The sequence below is a fragment of the Marinobacter sp. C1S70 genome, from assembly GCF_000475355.1.
GTDB classification, from domain to species: domain Bacteria; phylum Pseudomonadota; class Gammaproteobacteria; order Pseudomonadales; family Oleiphilaceae; genus Marinobacter; species Marinobacter nauticus.
Genome location: NZ_AXBW01000011.1, coordinates 186851 through 203558, shown reverse-complemented (window position 1 = coordinate 203558; position 16708 = coordinate 186851). Strand labels below are relative to the sequence as shown.

The window sequence follows — 16708 nt, the reverse complement described above, 5'->3', positions numbered from 1 at the left end:
TCATGGCAACCCTCTCTCCGATTCAGCGCAGACGACTCAATAACTTTACCGCTAACCGGCGCGGTTTCTGGAGTCTCTGGATTTTTCTGGTGCTGTTTGGCCTTTCGCTATGTGCCGAACTGATCGCCAACGATAAACCTCTTGTAGTTTCCTACCACGGCGACTGGTACTTTCCCGTCATTCAGCAGGTGCCCGAAGAAACTTTTGGTGGGTTTCTGCCCACGGAAGCCGATTATCGCGATGACTTCATAGCGGGCGAAATCGAAAGCAATGGCTGGATGCTCTGGCCTCCGATTCGCTTCAGCTATAACACCATCAACTACGACCTGACTGTTCCCTCACCTGCGCCGCCCAGTGCCGAGAACTGGCTGGGAACCGACGATCAGGGTCGGGATGTGGCCGCCCGGGTGATCTATGGTTTTCGCATTTCGGTGTTGTTCGGCCTGACGCTCACCATCGCCAGCTCCATCGTTGGCGTTGCCGTTGGCGCACTGCAGGGCTACTACGGTGGCAAGATCGATCTGTTTGGCCAGCGCTTTATCGAGATCTGGTCCGGTTTGCCCATGTTGTACCTGCTCATCATTCTGTCTTCGATTGTTCAGCCCAATTTCTGGTGGTTGCTGGGCATCATGCTACTGTTCAGCTGGATGGGGTTGGTGGATGTCGTGCGGGCTGAGTTTCTCCGCGCCCGTAACTTCGAGTATGTGAAAGCCGCCAGAGCACTCGGCCTGGACAATCGCAGAATCATGTTCCGGCACATTTTGCCCAACGCCATGGTGGCAACCCTCACGTTCATGCCATTTATTCTCACCGGCGCCATAACCGGGCTCACGTCTCTGGATTTCCTGGGGTTCGGCCTGCCCTCGGGTTCACCGTCGCTGGGCGAGCTGATTGCCCAGGGCAAAGCCAACCTCCATGCACCCTGGCTGGGCATTTCCGCGTTCGTGTCACTGGCCGTCATGCTCACGCTGCTGGTGTTTGTGGGTGAAGCGGTGCGCGATGCCTTTGACCCGAGAAAGAACTGATATGAGTAACCTGCTTTCCATCTCGGACCTGTCCATCACCTTCGACAACGGCCCACGGGTGGTTGACGGGCTGTCATTAAGCATCGACAAAGGCCAGACTCTCGCACTGGTTGGCGAAAGCGGCTCCGGCAAGTCGGTATCTGCCCTGTCGATACTTCGGCTGCTGGATGAACGTCATGCGGCTTATCCCGCCGGACAGATCCTCTACAAGGGCGAAGACTTGCTGCAGGCGAAGGAAAAGCGCCTGCGCCAGATTCGTGGCCGGCACATCAGCATGATCTTCCAGGAGCCCATGACCTCGCTCAATCCGTTGCATACCGTCGAAAAGCAGATTGGCGAGACCCTGGAACTCCACAAAGGCATGCGCGGCCCCCAGGCCCGGAAACGCTGCCTGGAATTACTGGAACTGGTCGGGATTCCGGCCCCGGAGACCCGCCTGACGAGCTACCCACACCAATTATCGGGTGGGCAAAAACAGCGGGTAATGATTGCCATGGCTCTGGCCAATGAACCTGATCTGCTGATTGCGGATGAGCCCACCACGGCACTGGATGTGACGGTTCAGAAACAGGTGCTGGAGTTGCTGAAATCATTGCAGCAGAAGCTGGGCATGGCAGTGCTATTAATTACCCACGATCTGAGCATCGTCCGCCGGTATGCCGATTACGTGGTGGTGATGGAACGAGGAAAAATGGTCGAACAAGGCGCGACAGAAGCGCTGTTCAGGTCGCCCTCTCATACCTACACCCGTAAACTCATTGACGCTGAACCACCGGAGCACCCTCTGCCTGCCGCCAACGGCACCGAAACCCTGATGACCGTAGACAACGTGAATGTGCATTTCCCCATTCGCAAGACCCTGCTGGGCAAGGTAAAGGAAAGCTTCCACGCGGTACAGGATGCCAGCTTCCGGCTGCGGGCCGGTGAAACCCTCGGCGTTGTCGGCGAGAGTGGCAGTGGTAAAACCACACTGGGCCACGCCTTGCTGAAACTCACCCCGAGCACCGGCCAGTTCAGCCTCTGCGGTACCGAGCTGTCGTCCCTCTCCCAGAAAGCGTTCCGACCATGGCGACGGCGCGTTCAGATTGTGTTCCAGGATCCCTTTGGTAGCCTCAGCCCGCGGATGTCCGTTGAAGAAATCATCCGTGAAGGCCTGGAAATCCACGAGCCCGGCAGTTCCCGGCAGCACGAAGCCAAGGTTATCCGGGCACTTCAGGATGTAGGCCTGGATCCCGACGCACGGCATCGCTATCCACACGAATTCTCCGGCGGCCAGCGCCAGCGTATTGCCATCGCCCGTGCGCTGGTTCTGCAGCCAGACCTGATGATTCTGGACGAGCCCACCTCGGCCCTGGATAGAACGGTGCAGAAACAGGTGATCGAGCTTTTACGGGAAATTCAGGCCCGATATAGGCTAAGCTACATCTTTATAAGTCATGATCTGGCCGTTGTTCGCGCACTCAGCCATAAACTGCTGGTACTCAGGCAAGGCCGGATTGTGGAATACGGCGATGCAGAGACCATTTTCCGGGAACCGCAACAGCCGTATACCCGGGAACTGCTGAATGCCGCATTTTTCTATCAGTCTACGACCAATTGAGCGTTACCCGACCCTGACAGGTCGGGGATAATGCGCCGAAACCACGGAACACAGGGAGCAGAAACCCATGGGAATCCTCAGTGGCAAAAAAGCACTGATTGTTGGCGTCGCCAGCAAACATTCCATTGCCTACGGCATTGCCGAGGCCTTCGCTCGTGAAGGCGCCGAAATGGCCTTCACCTATCAGAACGAGAAACTGCAGTCCCGCGTTGAGAAGTTCGCGGAACAATGGGGCAGCAAACTGACTTTCCCCTGTGACGTCGCCAGCGACGAGCAGATTGACCAGGTATTCGAGCAACTGGGCAAACACTGGGACAACATCGACATCATCATCCATGCGGTTGGTTATGCCCCAGCCCATGAGCTGGATGGAAACTACGTGGACGTCACCACCCGTGACGGATTCCGGATTGCCCACGATATCAGCTCATACAGCTTCGTGGCCCTCGCCAAGGGCGCGCGTAAGATGATGCACGAAGGCAGCAGTCTGCTGACCCTGAGCTACCTGGGCGCCGAGCGGGTGCTGCAGAACTACAACGTGATGGGTCTGGCCAAGGCATCTCTCGAAGCCAACGTACGCTATATGGCCGCCAGCCTGGGCAAGGAAGGCGTCCGGGTGAACGGTATCTCAGCGGGCCCGATCAAGACCCTGGCCGCTTCAGGCATCAAGAGCTTCCGCCGCATGCTGGCCGAGAACGCCAAGCAGGCCCCCCTGCGTCGTAACGTGACCACAGAAGAAGTCGGCAACGCCGCCGCCTTCATGTCATCCGACCTGGCCTCAGGCATCACCGGTGAAATCCTGTACGTGGACGGTGGTTTCAACATCACCGGCATGGCGGAGATGGACGCCTGATCGGTTCCTGACTTCCGCCATAGCAAAAGAGCCGGCGCGATGCCGGCTCTTTTCGTTCAGCTTTCCGATAGCGCCCTGGCAACCGCCTCGATCCAGTCCAGGTAGTCGGTTTCATCGGACTCAAGTACCCGGACACCAATCAGGTAGCCCCACTCAGCCTCGCGGCACCACATCACCTCAACACTCAGCCGGAAGTGCTGTGCGTGTTCGCCCAGACTTACTTCCGCAATCAAAATCGACCCGATACTGAGCGACTCCTCGCACAAAAGACTGATTCCACGCGCTGATATGTCACGCACCTGGCATTCCAGTCTGCCGGACACGCCATCCGGTGTAGTCGGCTCGACCTCTGGTTCCGGAGATTCCGGCAGTATCCAGGCCCGAGCCCGGGCCGTTAACCGATATTCCTCCCGAAGGTCTTTCCCTGACGGCAACTCGTCCTCTATTCCGAACCCATAATCATCATCGATCATCGTTCACCTCAGTTCCGACCAACACGGATACGCCCGACAACACGGCTCAGGGTGTCATCAAACTCGGCCGAACTGCCAAGCACACGAATTCGCCCTTCCACGATCCCGTTAACCAGTTCGTCCTGGAGAAATTCCCGGCGATTGAGCCCCAGGCGATCCACAAACACATATTTCCGCGAGGCAGAAATCTTGACGGCAAGCTTGAGCCGGACAGGGTCGTCATCCCGGGTTTCCTGGGTAAGCACAATCCAGCCACCGAGAGCGATACCTTCAACCTGTTTGGTGGCCACCAGCGCGGCCTCTTTTCGCAAACGCTCCTGCTCCGCCTTCTCATCCGCCACCCGTTGGCGCTCAACCTCTTCACGCTCCCGTTCAAGTTCCTGCTGACGTGCGAGCTCTTCTTCCCGACGGCGCTGCTCGGCCGCTTCCCGTTCCTTCCGAAGCGCTTCGGCCCGGGCACGGGCTTCCTTGGCCGCCTTTTCCCGTTGTTCCAGCTGCCTGGCGCAGACTTTCGATAGCACTTCGAGGGTTTCTACAAGTACCTGACCGAAGGCCGTTGGTTCTGGAAGCGGCCTGAGCGCACCGCGGCCAAGCTCGGCCTGGAACTCGGCCCACGGCTGCAGTCCGAGTTTAACGCCGGCACCATTGGTCCAGAGCACTTCCCCGCTATCAGACAACAAAGCAAAGAAAAAACGTCGCTGTTCCCTTGCCCCTTCACCCTCTACAAACCACTGACCGACCAGAGGTTTGGCGTGGTCGGCCGAGACCGGCTCATTTGCCAGCCAGGTGCTGTCCCAGGCAAAATCTGAACCGGTGGCGAGCGCGGGCTCCAGTTCTGGTGTCTCTCCTCGAATTCGAGCCACAATTACCGCCTGGATCTCGTGTAATGCCTGTTCAGGAGCATCCTCACCCAGAGCGCGAGTCCAGACTTCGCGCACACGGTCGCCGAGTTGTTCCCCAACGTGGTACAACCGGTTACGATCCCGATCAGAAAGCTGGGGGTCGCCCACCCAGACCAGCCACTCCAGTAATTTGTTGGCGTGCCGATGCACTTCACTGTCCGCGCCTTCGGCCCAGACACTCTGTTTCAACACCTTGTACCAGTCGGTCAGGATAAAGCGGGTAATGGCCGGCGGTAGCTGACGGCCCGTCAAGGCGCGGCCGATCAGAGCCCTGGCCACCTGATCTGACAAACGCTGGCGTGAAGCCCCCTGCTCGGTTTCCAACAAACGTTCCCGTAGCCGCGCCACCTGATCATCCCGCTTTCGGGTATCAGCAAGCCATTGGCTGCAGTAGTGCTCCAGCGGATCGCGGCTGCCAGCCTCAAAGCTGCCGGATACAGTAATAACCAGGCTATCGAGCTGATCCAGCAATACGCGGGATGATCGACCACCGGTATCACTCCAGCCACGCCATTCCTGAAGGTTATCGAGCCAGTCCAGAAGCACCCCGCTGAACACCTCCGCACCACACAGATCCAGTTGCCATGCCAGCCAGAACCGCAAGCGCGCTATGCGCCCCACCAGGGCGGCATGCAGGCCTGAGGTTTTCAGGAAGACATCCATGATCCGGTCGGAGAGGTAGGCCGCATTCACCTGTCGGACGGTCCACTCAATCTGAACCGAACGTAGCACTTTGGTTACCCGCTCATCCCGCTGTTCCGTCCAGCAGGACATCAATAAGGGACGCCAGTCCGGTTCCTGCTCCAGAGAAGACTTACTGGCGGGGTATGGCAGATCGGGCACCCGGATCCCGGACAGAACCTGGGTAATCCTTTCTGAAACCACCTTTCGGGAGGGAGCGACAGCCTGTGGTTTCGTTGATGAGGGCGACATCCGTTACCTGTTGTCCTGAAGCGTTGAGAAGCGTTGAAAAGGGCCTGCAAATAACGCAGTATAACCAACTCGCCGGGGTTTACTGCAACCTAGTATCCCACTCGCACTTATTATTCAATCATCCGGACAAAAGAATGAATATACCGGATGAGGTAACGACAAGATTCGGGGAAGCACAACAAGATGTCGGGTAAGAAACTGGAAAACCTGAACGTGGCCAGCCAGGAAACACTGATCACTCCTGAAGCACTGAAGCAAGAGATGCCACTGTCAGACAAGGCAGCCGAAACCGTTGCCAATGGTCGGCAAGCCATCTACGACATTATGGATGGCAAAGATCATCGTTTGTTCATTGTCGTGGGCCCCTGCTCGATTCACGATGTAGAAGCTGCCCGCGATTATGCCGCCCGACTGAAAAAGCTCGCCGATGAAGTCAGCGATACACTGTTGATCGTCATGCGCGTGTACTTCGAGAAGCCACGCACCACCGTAGGCTGGAAAGGCCTGATCAACGATCCGCACCTGAATGATACCTTTGATATCGAGCAGGGACTGCACATTGGTCGCCGCCTGCTGCTGGACATCAATGAGATGGGCCTTCCGGCCGCCACTGAAGCCCTGGACCCAATATCTCCCCAATACCTTCAGGACACCATAGCCTGGTCTGCTATCGGTGCCCGTACCACCGAGTCCCAGACCCACCGGGAAATGAGCAGCGGCCTGTCCATGGCCATCGGCTTCAAGAACGGCACCGATGGCAGCCTCGACGTTGCGGTAAACGCCATGAAGTCAGTCTCTCATCCCCATAGCTTCCTGGGCATCGACCAGCAGGGCAAAGTTGCCATTATTCGCACCAAGGGCAACAACTACGGCCACGTCGTGCTTCGTGGTGGTGGCGGCAAGCCAAACTACGACTCCGTCAGCGTAGCCTTGTGTGAAAAGGCACTGGATAAGGCCAAGCTGCGCAAATCCATCATGGTGGATTGCAGTCACGCCAACTCCAGCAAGGATCCGGCTATTCAGCCTTTGGTAATGCAGGATGTGACTCACCAGATTCTGGAAGGCAATCAGTCTATCCAGAGCCTGATGGTGGAAAGCCACATTAACTGGGGTAGTCAGTCTATTCCGGAAAACCTGGCTGACCTGAAATACGGCGTATCCATTACCGACGCCTGTATCGACTGGGAAACCACCGAAAAAGCCATTCGCGACATGCGTGAGAAGCTGAAAGACGTTCTGCCCAAGCGGACCGCCTCTGCCTGAAGTCTGAAGCCGGGCCTCAGCGCCCGGCTTCTGCTCCAAGCCAGTCCAGACGGTTTCGAAGAGAAACCACATTGCCGATAATCACCAACGTCGGCGCCTGAGCCCCCTTCTCCTGAACCCGATCCACAATCGTTTCCAGAGTGCCGGTAATCACTTCCTGTTCCGGCGTGGTGCCGCGGGATACCAGTGCCACAGGCATATCCGCCGGCATGCCGTGTGCCATCAGCTCCCGACTGATGATCGGTAAACCGACCAGGCCCATGTAAAACACCAGCGTCTGGTTATTCTGAACAAAATCCTTCCACGGCAGATCACAGGTGTCATTCTTCAGGTGCCCCGTAATAAACCGCACTGACTGGGCGTGATCCCGATGGGTCAGCGGAATACCGGCATAAGCAGCACAACCTGAGGCGGCAGTGATTCCCGGTACAACCTGGAAACGGACGCCGGCCGAGGCCAGGGTTTCAATCTCCTCGCCGCCACGGCCAAAGATGAACGGATCGCCGCCTTTAAGACGTACCACCCGATAGCCTTCCCGGGCCAGATCCACCAACTGTTGATTGATCTGATCCTGCGGCAGCGTGTGGTTCGAACGCTGTTTGCCAACGTGGATCTTCTGGGCGCCTTCAGGAATAAGAGCCATGATTTCCGGGGAAACCAGGCGGTCGTACAACACCACCTCCGCCGACTGGATCAAACGCCAGGCTTTCAGGGTGAGCAGTTCCGGATCACCAGGGCCGGCACCGACCAGGGCCACTTCCCCGGCCGAGTTGTTTGGGTTATCCGTAACCGGGTTGGTCCGGTACCTCGCCGGTGCAGAGCCGACGGGTACGCCCTTAACTGGTGCATCCCTGGATTGATCATTCATTGAATACGCTCGACGCCTCCCATATAGGGTTTGAGTACCTCGGGCACCAGAATACTACCATCCGCCTGCTGATAGTTCTCCATCACCGCAATCATGGCGCGACCTACGGCCAGCCCGGAACCATTGAGGGTATGGACCGGTTCGGGCTTTCCAGTGTCCGGATTACGCCAGCGGGCTTGCATACGCCGTGCCTGAAAATCACGGGTGTTGGAACAGGAAGAAATCTCACGGTATTTACCCTGCCCCGGCAGCCAGACTTCCAGGTCGTAGGTTTTCGCGGCGGAAAAGCCCATGTCTCCGCCACAGAGGGTGACGACGCGGTAAGGCAGTTCGAGCAGTTGCAGGATCTTCTCGGCGTGTCCGGTCAGTTCCTCCAGCGCCTGCGTGGATTCATCCGGCCGAACGATGTGCACCAGCTCCACTTTGTCGAACTGATGCTGACGAATCATGCCCCGCACATCCCGGCCATAAGACCCTGCCTCACTCCGGAAACACGGCGTATGGCAAACCAGGCGCAACGGCAGTTCAGCATCATCCAGAATGGTATCCGCAACCAGGTTCGTGGCCGGCACTTCCGCGGTAGGAATCAGGTACAGAGGATTGTCGCCGGCTGTGCGGAAAAGATCTTCTTCAAATTTCGGCAGCTGGCCCGTACCAAACAGAGTGTTGGCATTCACCAGATAAGGCACATAGGCCTCGGTGTAACCATGCTGCAGAGTATGCTGATCGAGCATGAACTGAGCCAGTGCACGGTGCAGGCGCGCCAGCTGTCCGCGCATAACAGCAAAACGGGAATGGGCCAGCTGAGTGGCCTTCTCAAAGTCCAGGCCTTTCAGCTGCTCACCCAGGGCCACGTGATCCTTAGGCTCAAAATCGAATTCACGGGGCGTACCCCAGACACGCGTCTCGACGTTGTCGTCTTCACTGGCGCCCGGTGGCACGTCGTCGTCGGGAAGGTTGGGAATACCGGCAAAGAAGGCATTCAGGGATTCCTGCACGGAACGCAGTTCGTCCTCGGCGTCACCACGTTGCTGCTTCAGGCTTTCGACTTCTTCCAGCAACGGTTTGATATCCTCACCGGCCGCCTTGGCTTTGCCGATGGATTTCGACCGTTTGTTCTGCTCGCTCTGCAAGTTTTCCGTACGAACCTGAATGGCCCGGCGGCGTTCCTCAAGCTGCTCGAAGGTGGCAATATCAAACTCGAAATTCTTGATAGCCAGCCGACGGGCGATCTCTTCAGTCTGTGTACGGACACGTTTCGGATCGAGCATGTTGTTCCTGATTTCCGGTTAACGAATGAATGGTTATGCGGGCATTATACCTGCCGTGAATGCGCTGACCACCACCGGCCGGGCACAGGCAGGAAAATTGGCAAGGGATGGGGCTTAGTATCGCTTTTTCGGGCTGTTGGCATCCAGCGAGTCCAGCCGTTCGCGCTTCTCAGCCAGCTTGATTTCCAGTCCCCGCTGGACCGGTTGGTAATAGCGGCGCTGGTAGATCGCCTCCGGCAGGTAGGCTTCTCCTGCCGCATAGGCATCCGGCTCATCGTGGGCGTACCGGTACTCTTCTCCGTGCCCCATGCTTTTCAGCAGTTTGGTGGGCGCATTGCGCAGATGTACCGGAACTTCATAGTCCGGATCGCTGCGGATGTCCGCCATACATTGATTGTAAGCTTTGTAAACGGCATTGCTTTTCGGAGCAAGCGCCAGATAGGTGACCGCCTGCGCCAGGGCCAGCTCGCCCTCCGGGGAGCCCAGGCGTTCCTGAGCATCCCAGGCCTGCAGGGTAATCTGGAGCGCCCTCGGGTCGGCATTACCGATGTCTTCACTGGCAATACGAACCAGGCGCCGGGCGACATACAGCGGGTCGCAACCTCCGTCGAGCATCCGGCACAACCAGTAAAGTGAACCGTCCGGGTTGGAGCCCCGCACCGATTTGTGCAGCGCCGAAATCTGGTCGTAGAAGACATCCCCACCTTTATCGAAACGGCGGAGACTGGTCTGCAGTACCTGTTCGAGAGTTTGAGCGGTAACCCGATTATTCCCGTCATCGTCCGGCTCAGCGAGGTCGGCGGCCACTTCCAGAATGTTCAGCGCTCGCCGGGCATCGCCACCTGACGCTTCCGCCATGGTCGCCAGCACCGACTCCTCTACCCGAAGCTGGCCAGCAAAGCCCTGTTCGCTCTCAAGGGCACTGTCCAGCAACCGTCGTATATCCGCTGCCTCCAGGTTTTTCAGGACATAAACACGGGTACGGGACAGCAGGGCGCTGTTCAGTTCGAAGGATGGGTTTTCGGTGGTTGCGCCCACGAAAATAAAGGTGCCATCTTCGATGTGGGGAAGGAATGCATCCTGCTGGCTTTTGTTGAAGCGATGCACTTCATCCACGAACAAAAGCGTATCCCTGCCCTGGGACTGTTTACGGTTGCGAGCGCGCTCCACCACCTCGCGAATTTCCTTAACGCCACTGAGGACTGCAGAGATGGTTTCGAAGGAAAGGTCGCCGACATTGGCCAGCAGGCGAGCAAAGGTGGTTTTTCCGACTCCGGGCGGACCCCAGAGAATCATGGAATGCAGCTGCCCCTGTTCCACGGCCCGGCGCAGGGGTTTGCCAGGGCCGACCAGATGAGCCTGGCCGACATAGCCTTCAAGAGAGGTCGGCCGCATACGAGCGGCCAGGGGCTGAAAGCCGGTCTCAGTCTGAAACAGGCTGTCCTGCATCAGGCACCATCCCGAATCACGTCAACCCCCTCCGGATAATCGAGGCGGAAGACACTGGAATCGAGTGCCTGATTCAGTTCAATATGGTCGAAGCTGAGAATGCTCATCTGGGACAGTGAATCCCGCATGCGCATTTCCTGCAGCTCTCCGTCATAGAAGCTGAGTCGCAGAGAGGTAAACAAAGAATCCTGGCTACGGGGTACCAGAGTGAACTCACGGGTGCTTTCGCCAAGATCCCGAACGCTCACTTCGTAACTCTCATCCAGGTTCTCCACTTCCCCGCTCAACAGCAGTGCCGGCGTGGTCTGCACCCGCTCATCAAGGGAATGAACGGTTACCTGCTCCAGGTCCGGATCGTAGACTTCGACTTTGTCGCCATCGCTGACAATAAACTGGGACAAGGGTGCACCGGTCTCCCAGTAGAACAAACCAGGCCGTTTGGCTTTGAGCGATCCACGGGTTTCCTGAACCTGACTGCCATTCTCGTTGACCACAATCTGTATGAAATCCGCCTGATAGGTCTCGTAGCCTTTCAGAATCGAGGTCAACTGCTCAGCCGCGCCCCGGGATGCCTGTACGCTCTCAGCCTGGGACAGGCCAGACCACGTTGCTGCCAGCATCAACAGGATTCCTGAAAACATTCTGATCATCTGATAACTCCTAGTCTCTGGGAGGCGGCGGTGCGAGAACTTCTCTGGCACCGTTGTGGCCCGCCGGGCTGACTACCCCCGAAGCTTCCATGGCATCCACCAGATTGGCGGCACGGTTGTAGCCGATCTTGAATTTACGCTGGACCGACGAAATCGACACCCGCCGGTTTTCGGTAACAAAGGCGACAGCTTCGTCAAACAGGGCGTCGCCCTCTTCGCCACCACCGGCGCCGCCCTCGCTAAGCGTGGGCACGCCAGGAAGGTGCTCGCCCTCGGCGCCATTCAGTACATCATCCACGTACTCCGGCTCACCCCGGGCCTTCCAGGCACTGACGACGCGGTGAACTTCGTCATCATCGACAAAGGCACCGTGCACCCGCACCGGTAAACCTGACCCGGGTGGTAGATAAAGCATGTCGCCATGGCCCAGCAACTGCTCTGCACCGCCCTGGTCGAGAACGGTACGGGAGTCGATCTTGGAGGACACCTGGAACGACATCCGGGTGGGAATGTTGGCCTTGATCAGGCCGGTAATCACATCAACGGAGGGCCGTTGGGTTGCCAGAACCAGGTGAATGCCGGCCGCCCTTGCCTTCTGGGCAATCCGGGCAATCAGTTCTTCCACTTTCTTGCCGACAATCATCATCATGTCGGCAAATTCATCGATCACCACCACAATGAACGGCAGTGTATCCAGCTCAGGGCGTTCCTGCTCATCATTGGCCAGGTATTCATCCGGCTTCCAGATTGGATCCAGCAGCGGTTCTCCCTCCGCCCGGGCATCTTTCACCTTTTTGTTGTAGCCGGCAATATTGCGAACCCCCAGGCTGGCCATCAGCCGGTAGCGGCGCTCCATCTCGGCCACACACCAACGCAGGGCATTGGCGGCCTCTTTCATGTCGGTGACTACTGGCGCCAACAGATGCGGGATCCCGTCGTAAATGCTCAGTTCAAGCATCTTCGGGTCAACCATGATGAACCGGACCTCGTCCGGAGTGGCCTTCAGCAACATGCTCAATAACATGGCGTTCACCCCCACCGACTTACCGGAACCGGTGGTGCCGGCGACCAGCAGGTGGGGCATCTTGGCCAGATTGGCAACCATGGGGTTGCCCCCGATATCATTCCCCAGAGCCAACGTCAGTGGAGAGGAAGATTCGGTGAACACTTTGGCACCCAGCACTTCGCTCAGGCGTACAATTTCACGCTCCTCATTGGGAATCTCGATGCCGACCACGGATTTGCCCGGAATCACCTCGACCACCCGCACACTGAGCACGGCCAGGGATCGGGCCAGGTCTTTTGCCAGATTGGAGATCTTGCTGACCTTGACCCCGGGCGCCGGTTTGATCTCAAAGCGGGTAATCACGGGGCCGGGATTAACCTCGACTACCTCAACCGACACCCCGAAATCGCTGAGCTTCTCTTCGAGCAAACGGGACATGTGCTCCAGAGACTCTTCCGAATAGCCTCTTTCCTTGTGCTCCTCGGGAGGATCCAGCAATGAAATCGGCGGAATCGGGCTTTCTATGTCTTCCAGCAGAGAGCCCTGGCGGTCATCACCCTTTTTCGGCGCACCGCCCTGCTCTTCTTTCTTGAACGGAGAAATCTTCAGGGAACGGGCCTTTGCCTTTTTAGCCGGGGGAGGCGATGGCTCTGACTTTACATCCCGAGAGCTGAAACTCTCCAGGTGCTCTGGTTCCGCTATGGATGCAGGCAGCCCTTCGATAGCCGGTTCTTTCCGCTCGCGCTGGGACTCCCAGGTCCTGGTATCCTCCGCGGGTTTTGCACGACGACCAAATATCCGCTGCCACCAGCTCCGCCGGCCTGACTTTTGGTCATTCTTACCCTTTTCGCGAGCCCGGACTTTGTCCCGCACAACCGGGGGTTCCGGTTCCGGCTTTGGTGCTTCCGCCCTGGCTAATGGGGTTCCCTGGCCGGTGTTTCTTTCAGCCTTCTTTCCAGCGCCGGCGAATAAAGCTTTGGCGGCCAGGGCAAACTTCAGAGTCAAGCCTCCCACCTGGTCCATCAGTCGGAACCAGGACAAGCCGATCGTCACCGTCAGGGCAAACAGAAAAATGGCAATCAGCAGTAGCGTGGTCGCCGGAAGATTAAAAAACCGCACCATGGCCTCAGACACCGCAGTGCCCAAAACGCCACCAGAGGAAGCTCCCAGGCCAAAAACGGAGTAGAGAGAAAGCAGACTGGTCGCAGACAGCAGAATAAGAACAAAGCCACCAAAGCGAACCATGAACAGTGGCCAGTGCATATCGAGCGGTTGGTGCCGACGGCGAATCAGCATGATGGCGTAACCGGCAACCATCACCGGAAAAAGCCACGACACATGGCCGAAGAAGTCCATGAACAGGCTCGCCAGCCAGGCACCGGTGCGGCCTGCGTAATTCTGCACACGGATATCATGGCCAATACTGGCCCAGCCTGGGTCAGCCGGATTGAAGGTAAACAGGGCCATGGCGAGATAGATGCACAGCACAATCAGCGCAATAACCGCGCCTTCTCTGGCTCCCTGGGCCATCAGGCGACGAAATCGCTTCTGCTTGTCGGTCAGTTCTGTGGCTACTGCTTTCTTCGCTTTCGCGGATTCCGCCATGAATGCTCAAACCGTCCGGTTGTTAGTCTTTCAACGCCTGGAAACCTCTGTCCAGATCGGTTTTCAGATCCTTGATGGATTCGATACCGACGGACAGACGAATCAGATTCTCGGTAATGCCTGCCCTCGCCTTGTCCTCGGGAGAGAGGCGTCCATGAGTGGTTGTCGCCGGATGAGTGATGGTGGTTTTCACATCTCCCAGATTGGCGGTGATGGAAATCATCCGGGTCGCGTCAATGAACTTCCACGCCTGTTCCCGACCACCCCTTATCAGGAAGGAGAGCACGCCACCAAAGCCGTCCTGCTGTTTTTTCGCCAGCTCGTGCTGCGGATGGCTCTGCAAGCCTGCATAGTAAACTTTCTCCACACAGTCCTGCTGTTCCAGCCACAAAGCCAACTCTAACGCATTGTCGCAGTGGGCGCGCATACGAATCGGTAAGGTTTCCAGGCCCTTCTGAAACACCCAGGCATTGAACGGACTCATGGTCGGGCCCGCGGAACGGATGAAACCATAAATCTCGTCCAGGTACCTGGCCGGCCCAACCACCACGCCACCGACACAACGGCCCTGGCCGTCGAGATACTTGGTGGCTGAATGGATAACGATGTCGGCGCCCTGCTCCAGTGGCCGCTGCAGCACAGGTGTGCAGAAGCAGTTGTCGACCACCAGCAAGGCATCGTTTTCGCGGGCGATCGCAGACAAGGCAGCAAGATCCGCCACTTCACACAGCGGATTGGACGGGGTTTCCAGAAACAGCATCCGGGTGGCGGGACGAATCTCAGCCTTCCACTCATCGGTGTTCGTCAGGCTGACAAAGCTGGTTTCTACGCCAAATCGGGCCATGTACTTCTGAAACAGGACATTGGTCGTCCCGAACACACCTCGGGAGCAGATGACATGGTCGCCCGATTTCAGTAGCGACATACAGGTACTCAGGATGGCAGCCATACCCGAGGCAGTCGCAACACCACGCTCCCCTCCCTCCATGACCGCTATTCTGGCTTCAAATGCCTGCACCGTCGGGTTGGTAAACCGGGAGTAGATATTACCGGGCTCTTCGCCGCCAAAGCGGGCAGCCGCCTGGGCCGCGCTGCCATAGACAAAGCTGGAGGTCGGGAAGATTGCATCGCTGTGTTCGAGCTGCCCGGTACGGATCTGCCCTGCCCGCACGGCCAGGGTATCAACCGACATGCCTTCAAGGTCCGATTCGGGAATCCAAACTTGCTCATCTCGGCCGAACGTCATGGCAGTCTCCTGGCGCAGTTGCGGGTGTCAGTCTTCATCGTTGTGCAGGTCAATAATGGCATTGTCGGCATTGGCGACCTGGCTGGTTGAGCGCGTCTCATCCTTGCGAAGATCCTCCAGCCTGGTCAGGTAAGCTTCATCCACGTCGCCGGTAATGTAATCCCCGGTGAATACGGAGCATTCCCACCCATTAATATCTTCGTTGACATCGTTGACACAGGAAATCAGGTCATCCAGATCCTGATACACCAACCAGTCGGCGCCGATCAGATCCCGAACCTCTTCCACCGTGCGGTCATGGGCAATCAGTTCGCTGGCAGAAGGCATGTCGATGCCGTAAACGTTGGGATAGCGCACGGGGGGCGCAGCCGACGCGAAATAGACATTACGTGCTCCGGCATCCCGGGCCATCTGAACAATTTCCTTACAGGTAGTGCCCCGCACGATGGAATCGTCCACCAGCATGACGTTCTTGCCACGGAATTCCAGGTCAATCGGGTTGAGCTTCTGGCGTACCGATTTCTTACGCATTTTCTGGCCGGGCATGATAAAGGTACGGCCAATGTACCGATTCTTGATAAAGCCTTCGCGATACTTCACGCCCAACTGATGGGCCATTTGCATGGCGGACGTACGACTGGTGTCCGGAATGGGAATGACTACGTCGATATCGTGGTCGGGCCGCTCGCGCAGGACCTTGTCTGCCAGCACCTCGCCCATCCGGAGCCTGGCCTTGTAACAGGAAACGCCGTCCATGATCGAGTCCGGACGGGCAAAATAGACATGTTCGAAAATACACGGATAGAGCTTGGGTGATTCGGCGCACTGTTCTGAATACAAGGTGCCATCGGTTTCAATATAGACAGCCTCGCCCGGAGCAATGTCACGAACGATGCTGAAACCGGCAGCATTGAGGGCGACGCTTTCCGACGCGATCATGTATTCCTTCTGGCCCTCTTCATTTTCCCGGACACCGTAGCAGGCGGGCCGGATACCGTTCGGGTCCCGGAAACCGACGATGCCATAACCGGTGATCATGGCGATAACAGCATAGGCGCCTTTGCAACGCTTGTGCACTGCGCGCACAGCGGAAAAGATCTCGTCCTTGGTGGGGTTCAGCTTACCCAGTTTCTGCAGTTCGTGGGCGAACACGTTCAGCAGAACTTCAGAATCCGAGTTGGTGTTGATGTGGCGCAGATCGGTTCGGAACAGATCGCTGCTCAGCTCATCGGCATTGGTCAGGTTGCCGTTGTGCGCCAGAGTAATGCCGTAGGGGCTGTTCACATAGAAAGGCTGGGCCTCCGCTGAACTGGAGCTACCCGCCGTAGGATAACGCACATGCCCGATGCCCACGTTACCCACCAACCGGCGCATATGGCGAGTATGGAAAACATCCCGCACCAGTCCATTGTCTTTACGCAAAAAGAATCGGTTGTCCTGGAAGGTAACAATACCCGCCGCATCCTGGCCACGGTGCTGAAGAACAGTCAGTGCATCATAAAGAAGCTGATTGACGTTGGAAGTACTGACGATACCGACAATGCCGCACATGGCTGGATATATC

12 protein-coding genes and 1 pseudogene are annotated in these 16708 nt (G+C 57.4%); 4 read left to right on the top strand and 9 right to left on the bottom strand.

All coding sequences use genetic code 11. The annotated features are described in order from the left end of the window. Positions 1 to 2 precede the first annotated feature (2 nt). The 3 genes from Q669_RS03005 (at position 3) to Q669_RS02995 (ending at position 3478) form a co-directional block, all read left to right on the top strand. Positions 3 to 1025, top strand: coding sequence for an ABC transporter permease (locus Q669_RS03005; RefSeq protein WP_011785026.1), 1023 nt, complete (start codon positions 3 to 5; stop codon positions 1023 to 1025). Between the two features lies 1 nt (position 1026). Further along, a complete protein-coding gene (locus Q669_RS03000) occupies positions 1027 to 2625 on the top strand; it encodes an ABC transporter ATP-binding protein (protein ID WP_022991190.1) in 1599 nt (532 codons plus the stop codon). A gap of 67 nt (positions 2626 to 2692) precedes the next feature. Beyond that, entirely contained in the window at positions 2693 to 3478 is a 786-nt protein-coding gene (locus tag Q669_RS02995; protein ID WP_022991189.1) for an enoyl-ACP reductase, read from the top strand. Between the two features lie 56 nt (positions 3479 to 3534). On the opposite strand, the gene Q669_RS02990 is transcribed toward Q669_RS02995, so the two are convergent. Together Q669_RS02990 and Q669_RS02985 are read right to left on the bottom strand one after the other, a co-directional pair. Then, positions 3535 to 3951: a PilZ domain-containing protein gene (locus Q669_RS02990; protein WP_022991188.1), complete on the bottom strand. Its 417-nt coding sequence runs from the start codon at positions 3949 to 3951 to the stop codon at positions 3535 to 3537. An 8-nt stretch (positions 3952 to 3959) separates the two neighbouring features. Then, on the bottom strand, positions 3960 to 5786 hold the full coding sequence (locus tag Q669_RS02985) for a DUF1631 family protein (protein WP_036148539.1): 1827 nt from the start codon (positions 5784 to 5786) through the stop codon (positions 3960 to 3962). A 183-nt stretch (positions 5787 to 5969) separates the two neighbouring features. Here Q669_RS02985 and Q669_RS02980 point away from each other — a divergent pair, with 183 nt between their 5' ends. Then, positions 5970 to 7049: a 3-deoxy-7-phosphoheptulonate synthase gene (locus Q669_RS02980; RefSeq protein ID WP_022991186.1), complete on the top strand. Its 1080-nt coding sequence runs from the start codon at positions 5970 to 5972 to the stop codon at positions 7047 to 7049. 16 nt (positions 7050 to 7065) lie between these two features. Here Q669_RS02980 and cobA read toward each other — a convergent pair. From cobA to purF, 7 genes and pseudogenes are all read right to left on the bottom strand, one after another. Then, positions 7066 to 7872 (bottom strand): annotated as a pseudogene (cobA, locus tag Q669_RS02975) (uroporphyrinogen-III C-methyltransferase); the annotation flags it as partial. 41 nt (positions 7873 to 7913) lie between these two features. Further along, entirely contained in the window at positions 7914 to 9188 is a 1275-nt protein-coding gene (serS, locus tag Q669_RS02970; RefSeq protein ID WP_011785033.1) for a serine--tRNA ligase, read from the bottom strand. Positions 9189 to 9302: 114 nt separating this feature from the next. Beyond that, positions 9303 to 10637 carry a replication-associated recombination protein A gene (locus Q669_RS02965; RefSeq protein ID WP_022991184.1) on the bottom strand — a complete coding sequence of 445 codons (1335 nt, stop codon included), beginning with the start codon at positions 10635 to 10637 and terminating at the stop codon, positions 9303 to 9305. Then, positions 10637 to 11257: an outer membrane lipoprotein chaperone LolA gene (gene lolA / locus Q669_RS02960; protein WP_014421388.1), complete on the bottom strand. Its 621-nt coding sequence runs from the start codon at positions 11255 to 11257 to the stop codon at positions 10637 to 10639. The genes Q669_RS02965 and lolA overlap by 1 nt, the downstream gene beginning before the upstream one ends. A 40-nt stretch (positions 11258 to 11297) precedes the next feature. Further along, complete coding sequence (locus tag Q669_RS02955; RefSeq protein WP_022991183.1) at positions 11298 to 13898, bottom strand: DNA translocase FtsK; 2601 nt, start codon at positions 13896 to 13898, stop codon at positions 11298 to 11300. Positions 13899 to 13920: 22 nt separating this feature from the next. Next, positions 13921 to 15144: an O-succinylhomoserine sulfhydrylase gene (locus Q669_RS02950; protein WP_022991182.1), complete on the bottom strand. Its 1224-nt coding sequence runs from the start codon at positions 15142 to 15144 to the stop codon at positions 13921 to 13923. 27 nt (positions 15145 to 15171) lie between these two features. Then, positions 15172 to 16695: an amidophosphoribosyltransferase gene (purF, locus tag Q669_RS02945; protein ID WP_022991181.1), complete on the bottom strand. Its 1524-nt coding sequence runs from the start codon at positions 16693 to 16695 to the stop codon at positions 15172 to 15174. Positions 16696 to 16708 lie beyond the last annotated feature (13 nt).